The following is a 17,802-nucleotide window of genomic DNA, read 5'->3' as shown; positions in this document are numbered from 1 at the left end:
TTTAATTAATACAATAATACAAATAATATTGAATATCATGAGATCTTTTTAATGTTTTCATAAGTACTATTTTAATTCATTTCCGCGAAGGCGGAAATCTCATACTGTATATTCTTCTTCATCCGCTTTCGCGAAAGCGGTTTCAGTCTAATGATAGCCTGATCGTGGAAAACCGTAAAGGAAGTTGGATGGAAATAGGTCTGTTTAGGCATTATACATATCACTAAATTTTTATATTCTTGTACTAAGAATTTTGTATCAAAAGCTCAATTGTCCATTAACATGAACTTATTATAGATGAATTTTTATACTCATTGTGATCTATGTGAACATGAAAAAACAAGTCTTAAGATAGGCGTAACGTGTACATTGACCAAAAGAAAACCTGATTTTAAAAACACCTGTACTACTATAAAACTTGATCAAAAATTTCAAGAGAAATTAGAAATTGCCTACCTCGAATTAGAAGAAATACGCAGTCATAAAAAATCAGCATATCTATTTTTTTGTCTTTTGATGATCATTGGTGTAACAATACTTATTAAAAGTGATTACTTAGCTGGACCGATTTATGATGACACCTACTTCTGGGTACATAAAACTGGAATAATCGCTTTAGGTATTTCAATATTAACAGGTACTAATTTTCAACTATATAGATTCAGAAAAAAACTTAAAGACGCACAACAGAAAAAAGACAAAATAGACGTAGTGATAGAAAAATATGGTATTAGTTATAAACCTGAACTTGATTTTAAAGAAAAAGTCCACGGTACCCAACAGGTAGACGTCAAATTAGAATTTAAAAATTGGACAAGAAAAAATACGATAACAACCTATGAGATTGATGACTAAATTTTATGTTTAACAAACATAAACTCAATTCAAAACCTCAATCTACTTTCCAAACCGCTTAGCAATCATTTTTTGTTTCCAGACTTCACCAAAGAAATCAAAAACATTCAGTGAGTAAATACTTAGGATAAGTACCCAAGAAAATACGAACCATAAAAAGATAAACCAATAGGAAGCATCGTTAATGGCAATGATTAATGGTGCAACTAAGCTAAATACTGCAATTGCAACAAGTTTATAGAGTCCTTTTAGGTTTTGGATATACGCTTCTTCTTTTCGGATCTGTGCTATTTTTTCTTGTGTATCTGGATCGGCAATGATCGTTTCAAAAACGGCTGCCAACGACTTTAAGGATTCTAGACCTGCATTCTCTCCCTTTTCAATTCGCTGAATCGTTCGGATGCTTAACCCGCTCATTTCTGCCAACTGCTCTTGTGACCAATGACGTTCTAAGCGTAGTTTTTTAATATCCCGTAATGTAATGGGAGTCTGATTCATAGTTATATACATATTTGCTATTTCTTTCAGCAAAGGTATGCAAGTACCTACCTTTAAGACCTGTAACTCATATGACACCTATATGACAGTATCCTGACACTAATATTCTTATTCATAAATAACCATGAATATTATGATGATACTGCCTATATATGTATCTATACGAGGAAAACTCAGTACTACTCCTTAAACAAATATATTTCTAAAATCAGAAGATTATTCTTTATGATAGTTATCATCCCAATCTTTACGCTTAGGTTCTCCTAATTTATCTACAGATTTTGCAACCACCATAGAGACCGTAGCATCACCTGTAACATTTACAACGGTACGACACATATCTAGAGGTCTATCTACAGCAAAAATAAGTGCTAAACCTGCTTCTGGAATCCCAGCATACCCAAGTACACCTACCAACATTACCATTCCTGCCCCCGGCACTGCAGCACTTCCTATAGACGCTAGTGTTGCCGTGGCAATAATTCCTAATTGCGTACTTAAAGTAAGATCCATTCCAAATGCTTGTGCAATAAAAACGGCCGCTACTGCTTGATAAAGACTCGTACCATCCATATTAATCGTTGCACCGATAGGTAATACAAAGCTCGCAACTTCTTCCTCTACTCCTAAATGTTCGGTTACACGTTCCATAGTGACTGGAAGTGTCGCTGCACTTGAACTTGTAGAAAAAGCTAATAATTGTGCTGGTGAAATTCCTTTAAGAAAAAAGCTCGGTTTCTTTTTTGTAAACGTCATGACAATAAGCATATACACCCCTATCATTACTAATAATCCAGCAACAACCGTAATCGCATACTTTCCTAATGCAATAAATAAATCGGTATTAGGAGCTTCTACTACTAATGCCGCAAGAAGTGCAAAAACACCATACGGTGCCGCAAGCATAATTAAGTCTACCATCTTTAAAATAACCTCATTAACGCCATCAAAGAAATCTTTAACAGGCTTTGATTTTTTTTCTGGGATTAGGATTAAACCAATACCAAAAAATACAGCGAAAAAGATAACCTGCAACATATTACGATTACTCGTAGACGCTGAAAATATATTTTGAGGAACCAAATCAACAAGTGCTTGTAGAGGTCCGCTATCTTTTTGCATTGCGGCAGTTTCCTTATACTTAGCAGTACTATCTGTATATCCTTCTACTAACTCTGTTCGCGTATCTTCTGTGATTGATTTTCCAGGATTAAAAACATTCACCAATGCCAATCCTATAGAAACTGCAATGACTGTAGTCATAAGATACATAACAATGGTACGCCCTCCCATTTTAGAAAGCTTGGAAATATCTTTTAGGTCAGATACTCCCTTAATAAGAGCAGCTAGTATTAATGGAATTGCAATGAGTTTAAGCGAGTTTATAAAGATCGTTCCAAATGGTTTTATCCAATCACTTATAAAACCTCCACCCCATTCGAAGTTTGTCATAATCAAAGCAAAGACAACTCCTAAAACCATCCCAATTAAAATCTTCCAGTGCAGCGCTAGTTTTTTCATATATCATATATTTCCGTGAAGGCGGAAATCTCATCCACCTTAACGTATTATTCTCATTAATTATACAGGCTTCCAACTTTATGGAAACTCTCTGAATCACGAAGGCGGAAATCTCTTCTACCTTAACGTACTATTTATTGTTGAACCTCCCTATCCTTAGTGGAAGCTATTTTTTTTCGCGAAAGCGGAAATCTCATCCACCTCAACACATCCCTTCATTTCTTATAAATTCCCATCTTCACGAGAACTATTTTTGAATGTTCTAAAGATACGCTATAACTTGATTGATTTATCTCTCAACATAAAATCGGCAATGACCAACGCTGCCATAGCATCTACAATGGGTACTGCTCTAGGTACGACACAAGGGTCATGTCTTCCTTTTCCTTGCATCTCGACCACATTGCCCTCTGCATCTATCGTTTCTTGTTTTTGCATGATGGTCGCCACAGGTTTGAAAGCTACCTTAAAATAGATATCCATCCCATTACTGATTCCCCCTTGCACACCACCACTTAAATTGGTCTTTGTACTTCCGTCAGCATTAAAAATATCATTATGCGTACTTCCTTTCATTTTTGCACCTTCAAAACCACTTCCATATTCAAAACCTTTAACGGCATTAATGGATAGCATGGCTTTTCCTAATTCAGCATGGAGTTTATCAAATACAGGTTCTCCTAATCCCACAGGCACATTTTGTATCACGCACGTAATCACGCCTCCAATGGTATCACCTTCTTTTCTAATTTCTTTAATTCTATCTATAAACGCTTTCGCGAAAGCGTCATCAGGACATCTCACATCATTACTATCAATCTTACTAAAATCGAGCTTTTGGTAGGGAATGTCCATTTCTAATTCGCCTACCGAAGAGGTATACGAATAAATTTTAATGTCTTTTAAAAATTGCTTAGCAATTGCTCCTGCCACTACTCTACTCGCGGTTTCTCGCGCCGATGAACGTCCGCCACCACGATAATCACGGGTACCATACTTTTGATCGTAGGTATAATCTGCATGACTAGGACGATAAGTATCTTTGATGTGCGAATAATCTTTAGATTTCTGATTGGTATTTACAATTTCAAAACCTATGGGAGTTCCTGTGGTAGTCCCTTCAAAGATTCCAGATAAGAAATCTACCGTATCAGGTTCTTTACGTTGAGTAACAATTTTGGATTGTCCCGGTTTGCGACGTTCGAGTTCTTTTTGGATAGCCTCAAAGTCGAGTGCTAGACCCGCAGGACAACCATCTATGATTCCTCCAATAGCTTTTCCGTGTGATTCTCCAAAAGTAGTGAGTTTGAATAGTGTTCCGTAGGTATTTCCAGCCATAAATTTAAGAATCGTGCGTTTATTCTAGGTTTAGAAACAAATGTAATTTTAATATACGACACTTAAAAATGGATTCCTTGTTTTAAGGCGTTTCCTTTTGAAAATACGCATATGCGAATTCTAGCATTTCTACAAGCACTTTATTTTCTTGCGATTTGAGGTCAGAAATTAAATATTTTACGGGATATGCATTTACAAATTCCCAACTCATGAATACCTCTCCATTTTGATTCATTAACTCAATTGTGGTGTTTTTCGTTTGAATGGATTGGGACAAGCCTCCCTCTAAGGTATCTTTACACCATTTAAGTAATGGAGATTCACTAGAAAACATCCCCCTTTTAAAGAGTAAATTTTTATTTGAAATCGTAGTAGGGAGTTTATACTTAAAACGGTTTTCTCCACCTCCTAAGACCTCTTCTACATTCATTTCATTTGAAATCCCTGAGACTTCTTGAAAAACACCTTGTTCTGTACCATCAAGTGCTATTGAGAAATAGAATCCTACTGGGTATTGATTTTCATTTTCTCCCATTAGCCATTTGTTACTATGAGTTGTTCATGAGCGATTTCTAAAGTATCAACTGCAACTTCATTCCCATCAGATTTTAAATCTGTACTGGTTATTTTTGTAGGCCAAGCATTATCTAATCGCCATTGCATGGTGGTTTCACCAGCTTCATCTAAGAGTTTAATAAAAATCGTTCCTCTGGTAATCGTATTCATCTTTATTTGATCATACCAATTCCAGAAAGTCGAATCATTTGTAAAAACACCCCGTTTCATCGTTACGTTTCCATATTTTACAATGCCTGGTACTTCCTCTGTTGAAAAAAGAGGACTGTTACTGTTACGATATTCTATGATTTGGTTTTCAACATCTAGTCCAGATACTTCCTGAAATGCGACATTACGTAATCCATCACCTAAATCTACTTCAAAACGAAATTTTGGTAAAGGCCAAGCTGAGCCGTCTGTGTTTTCTTCATTTGCCATACATATATGTTTTTAAAATTAATTTAATCAACTTGATGTCGCCATTTGTTGTTGGAATGAGATCACTATAAATTCTGCAGGATGTACAACAGCTACTTTAATGGTTACATTCATGAAGCCATTTAGAATATCTTGAGAGGTCATTGTACTTCCTAATCCACACTCAACAGAAAATGCATCAGATGGACTTGCACCTTGAAGTCCTCCTTGTTTCCATATATTGTTTAAAAAGCTTCCTATCATTGCTTTTACAGCTTCCCACGTATTTTTAGTATTAGGGCTAAATACATATGCTTGTGCAGCCAATTTACATGATTGTTCGATAAAGGTCATTGTTCTTCGCACTGAAATATAACGCCAATCTTGACTATTTCCATCTAGTGTTCTGGCTCCCCATACTAAAATTCCTAATCCATGAAAATAGCGAATCGCATTAATAGATTTTCCAGAAACAGCATCCACATTCAGGTCTCCTTGTTGTTTTTCAGATAGGTTAATAGGTAAATTTGACACTCCAACAATAGAGGTATTTGCAGGCGCTTGCCAAGGTCCTACTTCATTATCTACATTTGTAATCACACCAGCCATTCCGCCACTAGGTGGCAACATATTAACATCGGCTAACACATGATTTATAATAGCTGCATATGTTGGACTTGCCATTAATAATGCTTTATTGTATTCGCTTACTTTATGTAGATTTCCTGAAGGATTTTCTATCTCAGAAAGAATGGTAGCTGCATTCTGATTAGGATCTGATGGTGGATTTAAAAGGGGATCTAATTGTTTGACATCCCCTCCAAAAAGATTGGTGTAATCAATATCATTCTGCTGCATGATCGTCGTTCCTACAAAAGGATAATAAGCAGTTCCATAATCCAATCCATTAGTTCCTGTATTATTTCTAAAGGTTGTAATGTCATTCATGTACAGTATGGGATCTGGATTACGACCTCCTATGATATCAAAAATACTGATGCCCGTTTGCATTTCAGTATTTTGCAATAGCATTTCTTGCATTAACGTACCGTTTTCAGCGACCGATAATAAGGTCGCTTCAGGACAAATATACATGGTGGGTTCAACTTCATTTTTTAATAAAGCGAGTCCATCTGTAAGATCACTCAAGCTTACATTAGGGTTTACAATCTGATCTCCTGGTTTCATAGGAACACCAGATGAAGGTCCATATGTTCCTACAGATACGATATACGCATCTCCTCCTCCATTCTCATAAAATAATTTTACACTATTGTACAAATAATAAATCGTATTAGGGTCTGGCACAATCGAATAATATGCACTTTCAATCAGTATATAATCGCCTTTATCTGGTTGAGCATTTTGCTTTACTAAATAGTATTGAGGGTTATACTGTTTTGCTGGATCGGCTGGTGCTGGCGGAGCTGGATAACAAAATATTGCTTGAAACTCAGTAAAAGATGAAATTTTCTTAGGTATGTTTGTATAAGATTTCCCCTCATACATAGCTTGGGGTGTGTATCCTATAAATGCAGGCACGGCAGTAGGCACTGGCACTACTGAATTTCCAAAAGCATTCATTTCATCAATATAAACACCTGGGCTTTTTATGTTAGAAATATTCATAGTACGTTATTATTTTTGTGTTGTATCAACGATTACAGGTCCTAAAACTCCTTTGTAATCTGATACTGAACAGTATTTATAAGTATGTGTTATTTTTTTAAAATATGCTATTCTCGGATTGTGATATGATAATTTCACATCCTTTCCCGTGATGAGTTTTATTAAATCATAATCTTGTAATTGATGCATTGTAAACATCTTATTTTGATTACTTGAATTAAATATCTTATTTCCATTTGCATGCTGTATATGTTTTAAATGTGCATCGACACTTAATGTTATTTGCTCTGAAAGAAATTCAAGTGCCAATTTTAAGGAATCCTTATAAGATGTCATCACAAGATATAAGGTGGTTGCTGTTATTAAATATCCTTTGATCTTAATTTTCTTATCACAAACACAATGATTTAAAGCTATAGATATACAAATTAACAGCTCATTTTCTGGTACTTCTTTTGTCCAATCTCCAAAATGTAACAGAAGATTATGTGTATCAATCGTATTTGTATCTTTTTTACTCATATGTTACTATTTGATGTATGGCTTCTTAAGTGACCTAATCTTCATACATCATAAACAATTTTTCTACATCATCAAGGTTGGCATTTTCCCATCTAAAGTATGATAATGCTGTATTTGGATTCAATTGATTTGCCTGTAACATATCTAGCACACACATTTGTGCATTCATAGATGTTGCTCCTGAAAATTGTTCTAAATCAGTTTCAAAATCATAGGCATAGAAGCTTTTTACCCAATTAGTTTTTTGTGAATTTTGCACACTAAATTCGCTTATAAAATGCTCTAGTTTTTCTTGTTGTACTGCTAGTTTTTTTGCTTTAAAAAACACAGGTTTCTTTTTTGATTCTCTATGATGATATTCAATATCTTTTGCCTGAATTGTTTTTGAACTAGTATCTCCAAAGATGTCTACTAAACCAAAATTTTCTGCCTCTGTAGCAATTTCTAATTCTGCTTTATCTGTTCCTGCAATAGCAAGCGTCCAATTTGAAGCAACTACACTTTCTGTAACCACATATACTTCTCTAAAAGAATACATTGTTTGGGTTAATTTGATGATAAGCTGTTGTTCTATTTCATTCCAATTTGCAATTTTTACAGTTTCTGGCGTCTTTGTATGAAACATAAAACTTCCTCTAGCATCAAACGTTAGTATTTGTTTCGTGTATTTAAAATCTCCAGCTATAGGGTTATTCCCTTGATCTCTTCCTGAATAAGGTTTTGTAACACCTTCACTGAAATTCCATTGCGCTTCATGTAAGGCAATACCATTTTGTATTTTACATTCTTCTTTTGCGATCACTCCATTGCGAAAAATGTTTCCCAGTATAATAATCTCCCCATTACGTATCTGAAAAAAATCTCCTGGATACATATTTTGATGCAAAGGTTTTGAAGGCATAAAACCGCCTGTTCTATTATAAAAGGATCTATAAAATTTTTTAAATACAGTATTGCTCATGATATATTTCGTTTTAATTAGGTATGGTTATCACTTTTCACATTCTGAAAGGTATTTTCTATTCAATCGTTTCTGTGTACGCTTTCGCGAAAGCGTATATAACAGTATTCTGATTTAAAATAATCATCTAATCAAACCTCAAGAAGCCAACATTGCTGCATTTGCTGCTGCTAATGCTGCCTCTAATGATTCTAAATTTGTTTTTGCCGTGGCTAAATCTGCTTTAGCATGATGTAATTGTTTTGTGATATCTGTACTCGCAGCTAATGTACTCGTGTATTGATCAAGTGTATTTTCATACACTTGATCAATACATTGTTTTATATTCTTTTCAGATGTGTCTCCAATTTTATGTATATGCGACGCTGTCAAAGATTCATATAGTTGTGTTACTTGCTTATTTTCTAAAACAACAATCGCATCAGAATTAATCGTAGGTGTTTGTGCTGTGAATATGCTATTTAATGCAGTAAGTGTTAATGATACTGCATTATTTGCATCTACACTTGCTGTTGTAACTAAGCTAATTAATTCGTCAGATATCAATGGGTCGACAGCTTTTTTTCTTATCACTAGATTGGACAGTTTAGTACTAAGCTCGGCTGCATATATTAATTTACGGGTTACCATTGTAATAGTTTGGCTAACCTCATTAATTTTTGAAGTTGCATCTTCAGTTTGTACAGCCACTTCCTTGGAATTAGCAAGTAACTCTTCAACTTGAAGCATCACCGTATTTAATAAGTTTTTAGTAGTAAGTGCGTTGTTTTTATTCGTCTCGCTTATCGCTAAGTCTTTTTCTATTCTTACTGATTTCGTTTTTAGAGCTCCAACAATTGCTTGCTGTTTTCCTAATGTATTTTGAGCCGCTAATATCTCAGATTCTAATGTTTTTATATTTTCTTTCTTCACTTCTACTACTCCAAATATTTTTTTAGTATTCATAATTCCTATGGGTTTAAATAGATTTGTATTCCTTGTTTACCCTAGGTAAGTAAATGATTGGGTATTTTTAAAATCTGATAATGCATTGGTGATTGTCTTATTGATAGAGGGTATATCATCAGAAATGGATAGAATAACAGGTATATAGGTATTCCCTTTAATCAGTCTATCTCCAAAGTTATCTGTCATCGTATTTGTGAGTTCCAATGTTCCTTCCAATAATGCGTCTGTATTTCCTTTAAGAGGACTCACATTTTTTACAATCGTATAACTTCCTGCAGGAATGTGTTCTGCAAGATCAAGATTAAAACAAATTTCTGATTTTTCATTTTTATTTTCTGTAGCATCTAATGCAATTGTCACTAAATACTTTTTAGTAATCGACATAGTATCAAGAAGGAAAATACATCTATATGTTACTTTAGAAGAACATATCTTATTTACCTGAAAATATAACTGTTGCTTGGTTGATGATTTGGATGCAGGGTTAACTGCAATATCAAAAGCTGGTGTCAAATGATTGGTCATTGTAAAAGAAGCTGACGGTGCCGTTAAATAACCTTCAAACACATTGACACTTTTTTTATACTTTTCTGATAAATCAGCATACACAAAAACAACGTAGTTATCTCCTAATTGAAAAGAATCTCCATTTACATCCTTTAATGTATTTGTTGTTATCAATTGAACATAAGGAACTGTTGAATTAGTAGCCTCAATTTTTACGAATTTTTCTTTATTTACATCAGGAGCAGCAATAATAGATGCAGCATTTTCTGTAGTGAAAGCACTTTGTGCACTATGCATTACTAAGAATATATAATATGCCGCTACTGGATATGTCGTTGTATCTTCATTTTCTTCCTTAAAAGGGCTTATAAACGGATTAAAAGAAACCCTATATTGATGTTTTTGGCCTTTTTTATCTTTTATTTCTGAGACATTCAGTGAGAGATTAAGTTCTTCATTGAAGAGTTGATATGCAACTTCTGAAGCATTACATACTACATTTGCATTTTCAAAATTTCCTTCGGCACTTTTTGCTGCTTCGCTGGCACTTTTACATGTTTGATCTATGGTAGTTACTTGTTCATTTGCATTGTTAAAGTCTGCTGTAACAATATTCAATAAGTTTTTAATATCTGTATCAGTACTTGTTGCTTTATTTCCTAAACTAGCTGTAGACACTGCAGCTATAGAAGAAGAAGCTTCCATACTTTGTTGAGAAGCCTTTTCTGCTAGGAATGCAGTTTCTTTCATGAGCTTATTTACTTTTTCAGCTTCAGTATATATTTCTCCACCAATATCTTCAGCACTAATAATATTATAAATAGCACCTATATCACTAGCTAGTCTTAAAATAGCATTAGCCGCTATTTGAACATTGGCGGCTGCAACAGATGTATTAGTAATTGTATCTTCTACACTTTCTTTTGCATTCTTAGCAGATTGCAGTACGTTTGTAGACATATCATTACTTACAGTGACTAGAGAAAAAATCTCTTTTTGAGCGTCATATTGTTCATTAGCAAGCTGCAACTTCTCGGCTGTTGTCCTATAATCCCCTTGCGCATAATAAAGTGAAAACAAAGAAGCATGATACTGTGACTTTAGACTGTCAAGTTCTAATTCTTGATCCCCTAATATATCAACAACTGTAGCGTGTAAGTTTTTAGTATAAGAATTCATAAAATAATGATGTTTGTAATATTCTTAATTTATATATAAATGTATATAGAGGAAACAGCCTGTATCGTATCACCTTCTTCATACGTCTCAGAAATGGTCGGGTTTGCCATTGGCAATCCTCTTACAATAGTCTCATTAATGCCGTTGTTAACATTAATTAAATCAAAAGAGTATTCTGATCTTTCTTTTAAAGATAACAATATAGAACCCGAAGAAAACTTATACGCTGTCTCTCCATTTTGGAGGGTAACTTCTGTAGGATGTCCAAATGAAATTTCTGAATCGCCTTTGATTTCTAATCTTTCAAACGTTTTATTACTTTTATTAATAATGTAATAATTCCATTTCGTTTTCCGAGCCTCTAATTTAATGTTGTAATTAGGGCTGTTTCCGCTTTCGCGAAAGCGTATAATAGCATCAAAATCTATTGTAATCTTAAAAGATTTTGTATAGGTACTATTAGATATGAATTTTCTTTCTAAAATAGTTACATCTCCTTCTGTAGGTGTATAAAATGAAAATATACCTAACTCTGAAATTGGGTAGTCTGTAAATGCTTTAAAATGAGGATCAGTACTTATAACATCAAAAGAAAATGAAGTTATTGCATAGGTTGACTTTAAGTGCGTTAAAAAGTCTTTGATTTCTTGATCTGTAGATATGAGTAATGAAAAACCTTGCGGTGTTTGATGCAGATATAAAACCTTCTGATTTATTAATTTTTGAATTGGTTGAGATATTAAATATTGTATATTTTCACAAATACCACTTGCATAGTAACTATGATGAATATCTATAGAAAATAATTCTGAACATTGATTAGATGACATGTGTTATTATTTTAAAAAGACCATGTAACATGTAATGGTTTTTCCATCCAAGGAAATTTAATTATGGAGAATGAAAAAGGAGATTTAAGCATTAAAATATCATATGATCTTTTTTCAACCGTTAACGTCCATCGATCTGCTTCCTCTTTTAAAACACCATCGCGCACCAACCAATTCCCTCTAAATCCTTCTATAGAAGTGTCTCCTATAGCTGGCCAATACCCTATAGCAGCTGTTAAAAGACCTTCCATTAATTCTTTATCACTAGTAGATATTTCGATTCCTAATCTTATAGGAGTTTCTATAGCTAATCCACAAAGTACTTTATTTAACACAAGTAATGATTCTTCTGTCTGGCTCAATCCCGTTACTAGGTATTGTAAATAATGTACAGCATCATTTTGTGTTTCTTCCGAGACAAAGACATTGTCTCTTACTAGATCTAGTCTTGCTAGCAGCATAGGTAAATAGGAATTCAAAATCACTAATCCTGCGTTAGGAACCATTAAACCTTCTTCTGATATAGTATTGAATTCCGCCATAATCTCAATTGAATTATAAAACTCCTAAAATATTTATTTTCGAGCAATTTTATACAAGTATAAATACCCTATTATACATTGTATAGAACACATTTTAACACAGAGAGCCTAGAAAGAAACTTCTGTAAAAAATCGATCGTAATTAACTGCTTATGAAGCTATAGTTATGGATCTCATTTTATAGATCAAAGAGGGTTGATATTTTGCGCCTAATGCATTCCATAAATTATGCATTTGTGTATAATCAGTTCCTTTTTGTAAATCAAAGCTTAATTTCTGAAGCCCTTCCGGAAAATCTGAGTGTGTTGTTATATCTAATACAGCATAAGCTTGAAAAAACTGAATGGATGCATTTAAAAATTTTAATGCTTCACTATAATCATCAAAACAAGGAGTCACTAACATATCTATAGTATAATTTTCTGTCTCTAACATTGATGTATGATTGGTATCAAATCCTTTACGATCTTTTGTATAAAAAGGTTTTGTAATTTCTTGATCAATATGTATCAAAGAGAGTACAATTTTGTTTTGATTTTCTAAAGGAGTATTTCCTTCATTATCTATAATGCTATTAATAACAACGATGTTTTCATCTAAATCGAACTTTCTTTTGATATACTGATTAAAGACGTTTTGTGTGTACTGAAATGCTTCTTGTATCATTGTTTTATTTTAGAGTTTGTTAGAATTATTGTATTCCTATTAGACATATAACCACGAAATGTAACCTAAAAACAAAGGGCATACATACGCAAAATCTCCTAATTGTTTTAGTAATACATTCAGGAGACAAGAGAGTATAATGAATTGATTTTAATACTTGTATTTCCTAAAAATACTAAAATTCATTTTAGTCAGTCTAAAAAGTCTAAATCATTTTAATAAAAGGTAATAAACCCTAAGACGAGCCCTGAACTCGATAAAAGAATCAATCCAAGGGTAGAGATATTACACCGAGATTTCGCTAAAGACTGAACCGAGTTTCGTAAACAAAAGGATGAGCCTTTCTCCTGGCAGAGGTAGGTTTGGCGATCTATCAGGCAGATGTTGTCTTAGATACTTTATAAAAGTACTGTTTCACTAATAAAAAAAGCCCCTATTAAGGGGCTTTTTACTATTTAAAAGTTATAAACTTACTTTACAATAAGTTTCTTTACAATGGTTTGATCTTCACTTACTATCTGCATAAAATAAACACCTTTAGAAAGGTCGTTTATAGCAATTTGTTGTGATTGATTGAAATTACTAAGATCTAGTTGTTTTACAATTTGTCCATTCACATTTATAATACTTGCATTTTCTAATTGCTTGGTACCTGTATATCCGATCGTAATTTCTGAAGAAGCTGGGTTAGGGAATACTGAAATTTCATTGGTATTTATCACTACTTCTTCTGTACTTAACACCTCTCTTTCTTCAAATACAACAATAAATCGATCTGGTTGGATTCCTTTTGTTGCTGTAAATGTATATGGAGCATCTTTAAGGTTTGTTATAGTGTTCAGTTCGTTGTCTATGATATACACTGGTGCATTTTCAAGACCAGCACCTTCTAGGTGATCTATACTAATGGTATAGGTTTCTTCAGTTTCTACTGTTGTAGAAAAACCTACACTAAGTTCCATTTGCGTATGAAAAGCTTCACGTCCTTGTATGGCTAAATACTCTCCTTCTAAGTTTGTAAATAGCGATAAGAATGTTCCTAAACGTTGTGTGTCATATCCCGCATCATAACCTGCCGTAGCGTTTTCTGTAAATCCAACCCCAATTTGTGATGTTGCATTATCATAAGCCGAAGTTGTTAGATTTAACCAAAGTTTATCTGTATTAGAAGTATTTTCGTTATTTCTAAATCCATCATTATTTCCAGTAACTCGCATACTATTTGTAAATACAACAGGTGTATTACTAGCAGCTTCAGTTTGTAATGCTTTAATTCCAAACCCTTGTGTAGAAGCCATAAATTGCCCTGGAGCAGCTGGTCCTCCCATATTTACTGCAGCAGTTCCCATCATAGCATTTCTTATAGAAATATCATTCATAGAGAAATTACTTGTCCCAGGTCCTGGTAATGTTGAATTTGGATTAGTAATATGATCCCAATAATATACAGCGTCTACAGCATCATTTGCATTGATAAATGCAGTAACATCTATTGCTGAAGCATACGGGTTACCTAATAAGTTATAATTATTAACCGTTGCTGGACCATTATAATTAATAGGTACTGTAATGGTTCCTGAGTTTAATGTTCCTGGATTCATGGCATCTTGTGTATATGTAAGTGTATAAGAGCCATCACCTACATTAGGTGCTGGCTGCGGAAATACCAACTGTCCTATACCTGCACTAGGTAGCGCTGTGCTTCCCATTACTGGCAATAAGTAATCATTATTATCATCTAAGAAATTTTCTGCACCAGCAAACTCTGGGAATGTCATTAAGTCTATATCAAAAGGTACAAAGTTACTTGGGATAATACTAAACACAGCTCTAGAATTTCCATACACTCTATCTCTAGCCTCTGCAGTGACAGGACTACTCATAGCTACATAATTACGATCATCTATAGTAGGTGTAATCTTCTCTACACTAATACTTCCATTATTAAATGTTTCTGCAGCTTCATTTACTTGTACTAAACTACCTTCATTAGATATGTCTAACGTTCCATTTACTGTAATATCGTTTAATACACTTACAAAATTCCCATCTTCTACTGTTAGTATAGCTCCTGCATTAATAGTTAGTGTACATGCTGTGATATCGCCTAAGCTCATATCTGAAGTATCATAATCATCTGCTATAATAGCTCTTACAGATGCTGTAGGAGCTCCATTATCCCATCCACCTGCAGTTGTATATGTTGTAGTTGTAGGGCAAGAATCTAAGTTTACTTGATACATTCCGTTACCATGTGTTCCTATAAGCATTACACCATCATCTGGACGATATACTAAACTACTTACAATAGCTAGTGCTATATCATTTGGAGATTCTAATGTCCAATCTGTTGTAATAGGGTTTGTACTAGAATATAAACCTCTTGCAGTACCTACAAAATAAGTAATCACTCCACCTGTTTCTGTAATCGCTGCAGATCGTATAGAGTGTGACGACAAATTACGCTCAGCCAATGTCCACGTTGGATTAACTGCCGTAAGATTTGATGTGACATATATATTATTAATACCATAATTCGAATATACTACCATTCCTATATCAGGATCTGTAGGATGTATAGCAACACCACTTACAATAGAACCTGCTACTGCAGCTCCACTAGGCGTAATATTAACTGCTGTATTCAGATTCGTTCCACGAGGATCTACATGTTTAAACACACCTCCATTTTGCCCTCCTATCAATGTAAAACTACTCGTAGTATATGTGCCTCTTGTTGAGGCCATACTACGTATATTTTGACTCGTAGATAAATTTCCTATGTCTACCCATGAAGCTGCATCAACTAACGAGGTAACAGTAGCTGCATTAAGTGTTCTATAAATAGTAGCTCCATCTGCATAATACAATGTATTTGTATCTGGATCTAAGTAAAAATAGGTTACAAAAATACTGCTGTTTGTTCCTGTAGGTCTAATATTAGCAAAAAATGCTCCTGAATCTCTAAATGTAAAAATATCCCCACCTTGAGCTCCAAAGTATAATTGAAGATCATTTAAGTTTAAAGGACCGTTACCAGTTCTTCCTATAGCTGCAGCAACACCATCTCCTCCAAAAAAGTCAAGATGTTCTGTACTACTACCTACACCTGTAAGAGCTGCTGCTCCCCCTAGTGAAGTACCGTTATCTTGTGCACCTCCTATCACAAAATCTGTTCCTGCCAAAGGATCCATTCCTACGTGATAGTATTGATAGGTTTGATAATTATTATTAAGTGTAGTCCAACGTACCGTGCCTGAAGTGACATTTGTCGTATGCACACCACCATCAGTTCCAGAAAGTAATGTGTTTGCGTTAAAAGGACTAAAAACTAGATCATGAATATCTGGATGATGTGTATCTCCATCATTAGCAGCTGCATCTCCAGATCCATAAGATGCAAAACTTGTATTATCAATATATCCGCCTATACGTTCAAAGGTCGCATCATTTACAATATCTGCTATGCGATATAAATTAACACCTCCTAAAACAACAAAATCTGCATTATCTGGTTTTACAGATACTTCAAGATCATATCCTTGTTGTATAGAGAAAGGATCATTACCTCCTAAATCTCCTCCTGGTTCGTCAGGAAGCTTTCCTGAGAAATCTGTCCATGTTCCTGTTCCCAAATCATATCTCCACAAATCGGCTTCTATTTGAATAGGTGCTTGATTTGTTGTCTGTCCGTTATTATATAGTGCATACACTACATCTGTATCTGAAGGAGCTATCCCTAAAACAACTCTTCCTACAGATGCCCATCCAGCTGGTGATCCATTCTGTGCGATGCGTGTATAACTACCTGTTCCCGTTGGCGAAGTATACACTCCGTTTTGAGCACCATTAGTTCCTCCAACTGCAGCAAATACTCTTCCTGTAGAAGTGACCTTAACATCTGTGTCTTGTGTTGATGAAGCATTTACTTCTAAATTAAAGTTAGTACCATCATATCTAAATATACCTTGAATAGCAGCTATAAATAAATCTCCAGTTGTTGGGTGTACTGCTAAAGAGTTTATAATATCAAAATTAGAATTAAAATCTTCAAATGTAGAATCTGTTCCTGGAATTTGTGTCCATGTCTGTCCACTATCTATAGACCTCCAAATTCCCTGTCCTAAATAAAATGCATTTCCTAGCGTTGCACTATTTCCAAAAACTTCACCAGTACCATAGTACCATATGTTTTGAAATCCAGCTCTTGGATCTTGTGCAATAGCTGTCACATTATGTATTTCATTATTTGGAGATACTTTGACCCAAGAAGTTCCTCCATCAGTTGTTCTAAACATACCACTACTCACACCACCTGCTAGCATAGTGTCTCCTGTAGCATCACTTAAATCTACTGCTAGTGCTCTTGTGCGTCCTCCAAGATTTGAAGGCCCTCTTGATTCATAAGGTACTGTAAAAGCTCTTGAATCTGAACCAGCAGTTAAACTATTTGTTCTTTCTCTAAGAGCAGTTTCAAATTCTAATGCTTTTTCTTCTTTCGATATCAATCCTGTTACAGGATCCTTTTGCATATCAAATTCAAACTGATTTCTTTGCTCAATGGTACGTCTTTTTTCTTCTAAAGATTTCTTCTCCTTTTTTTCTTCTTTAAGAGAAGTTAATGTTTCGGATTTAAGTTCCTGTTCTTTTTCTGTCTCTGATTCTCCATCATAAAGAAATAGGAAACAAAATATTCCAAGTAGAATAATAGATACGGTTAGTATTTTTTTGTTCATAATTAAGTTGATTTAAGAGTTATAAGGGGGCTTATATAAAATGTATTTGATTTAATAATAATTATCAGAATTCAAAGCTTAGTAGCATCCTAACA

The 17,802-nt window shown here is 34.2% G+C and carries 15 protein-coding genes; 1 reads left to right on the top strand and 14 read right to left on the bottom strand.

All coding sequences use genetic code 11. The annotated features are described in order from the left end of the window. Window positions 1–297: 297 nt before the first annotated feature. On the top strand, window positions 298–855 hold the full coding sequence (locus tag Q1A01_RS17370; protein WP_299683515.1) for a hypothetical protein: 558 nt from the start codon (window positions 298–300) through the stop codon (window positions 853–855). Window positions 856–897: 42 nt separating this feature from the next. On the opposite strand, the gene Q1A01_RS17365 is transcribed toward Q1A01_RS17370, so the two are convergent. The 14 genes from Q1A01_RS17365 to Q1A01_RS17300 form a co-directional block, all read right to left on the bottom strand. Next, on the bottom strand, window positions 898–1,353 hold the full coding sequence (locus Q1A01_RS17365) for a helix-turn-helix domain-containing protein (RefSeq protein WP_299683513.1): 456 nt from the start codon (window positions 1,351–1,353) through the stop codon (window positions 898–900). 216 nt (window positions 1,354–1,569) lie between these two features. Next, entirely contained in the window at window positions 1,570–2,874 is a 1,305-nt protein-coding gene (locus Q1A01_RS17360) for a dicarboxylate/amino acid:cation symporter (RefSeq protein WP_299683512.1), read from the bottom strand. A 273-nt stretch (window positions 2,875–3,147) separates the two neighbouring features. Continuing rightward, on the bottom strand, window positions 3,148–4,212 hold the full coding sequence (gene aroC, locus Q1A01_RS17355) for a chorismate synthase (protein ID WP_299683511.1): 1,065 nt from the start codon (window positions 4,210–4,212) through the stop codon (window positions 3,148–3,150). A gap of 82 nt (window positions 4,213–4,294) precedes the next feature. After that, window positions 4,295–4,747: a phage tail protein gene (locus tag Q1A01_RS17350; RefSeq protein WP_299683510.1), complete on the bottom strand. Its 453-nt coding sequence runs from the start codon at window positions 4,745–4,747 to the stop codon at window positions 4,295–4,297. Further along, complete coding sequence (locus tag Q1A01_RS17345) at window positions 4,747–5,208, bottom strand: phage tail protein (protein ID WP_299683509.1); 462 nt, start codon at window positions 5,206–5,208, stop codon at window positions 4,747–4,749. The genes Q1A01_RS17350 and Q1A01_RS17345 overlap by 1 nt, the downstream gene beginning before the upstream one ends. A 27-nt stretch (window positions 5,209–5,235) precedes the next feature. Then, the gene (locus Q1A01_RS17340) at window positions 5,236–6,816 is read right to left on the bottom strand and encodes a phage tail sheath C-terminal domain-containing protein (protein ID WP_299683508.1); all 1,581 of its coding nucleotides are present in this window, start codon (window positions 6,814–6,816) and stop codon (window positions 5,236–5,238) included. A gap of 9 nt (window positions 6,817–6,825) precedes the next feature. Then, entirely contained in the window at window positions 6,826–7,338 is a 513-nt protein-coding gene (locus Q1A01_RS17335; RefSeq protein ID WP_299683506.1) for a hypothetical protein, read from the bottom strand. Window positions 7,339–7,372: 34 nt separating this feature from the next. Continuing rightward, window positions 7,373–8,299, bottom strand: a complete 927-nt coding sequence (locus Q1A01_RS17330; RefSeq protein WP_299683505.1) for a hypothetical protein — start codon at window positions 8,297–8,299, stop codon at window positions 7,373–7,375. Window positions 8,300–8,437: 138 nt separating this feature from the next. Next, window positions 8,438–9,244, bottom strand: coding sequence for a hypothetical protein (locus tag Q1A01_RS17325; RefSeq protein WP_299683504.1), 807 nt, complete (start codon window positions 9,242–9,244; stop codon window positions 8,438–8,440). Window positions 9,245–9,280: 36 nt separating this feature from the next. Then, window positions 9,281–10,933 carry a hypothetical protein gene (locus Q1A01_RS17320; protein WP_299683503.1) on the bottom strand — a complete coding sequence of 551 codons (1,653 nt, stop codon included), beginning with the start codon at window positions 10,931–10,933 and terminating at the stop codon, window positions 9,281–9,283. Between the two features lie 29 nt (window positions 10,934–10,962). Next, a complete protein-coding gene (locus Q1A01_RS17315; protein ID WP_299683501.1) occupies window positions 10,963–11,763 on the bottom strand; it encodes a hypothetical protein in 801 nt (266 codons plus the stop codon). 11 nt (window positions 11,764–11,774) lie between these two features. Beyond that, window positions 11,775–12,305: a contractile injection system tape measure protein gene (locus Q1A01_RS17310; RefSeq protein ID WP_299683499.1), complete on the bottom strand. Its 531-nt coding sequence runs from the start codon at window positions 12,303–12,305 to the stop codon at window positions 11,775–11,777. Between the two features lie 150 nt (window positions 12,306–12,455). Next, on the bottom strand, window positions 12,456–12,971 hold the full coding sequence (locus Q1A01_RS17305; RefSeq protein ID WP_299683497.1) for a Pvc16 family protein: 516 nt from the start codon (window positions 12,969–12,971) through the stop codon (window positions 12,456–12,458). A 470-nt stretch (window positions 12,972–13,441) separates the two neighbouring features. Continuing rightward, window positions 13,442–17,707, bottom strand: coding sequence for a T9SS type A sorting domain-containing protein (locus Q1A01_RS17300; protein ID WP_299683495.1), 4,266 nt, complete (start codon window positions 17,705–17,707; stop codon window positions 13,442–13,444). Between the last annotated feature and the right edge of the window lie 95 nt (window positions 17,708–17,802).

Origin of the sequence: uncultured Dokdonia sp. (assembly GCF_947492815.1) — a bacterium.
Taxonomy (GTDB): domain Bacteria; phylum Bacteroidota; class Bacteroidia; order Flavobacteriales; family Flavobacteriaceae; genus Dokdonia.
The sequence above is the reverse complement of the archived record's forward strand: the minus strand, read 5'-3'. Positions and strand labels throughout refer to the sequence as shown.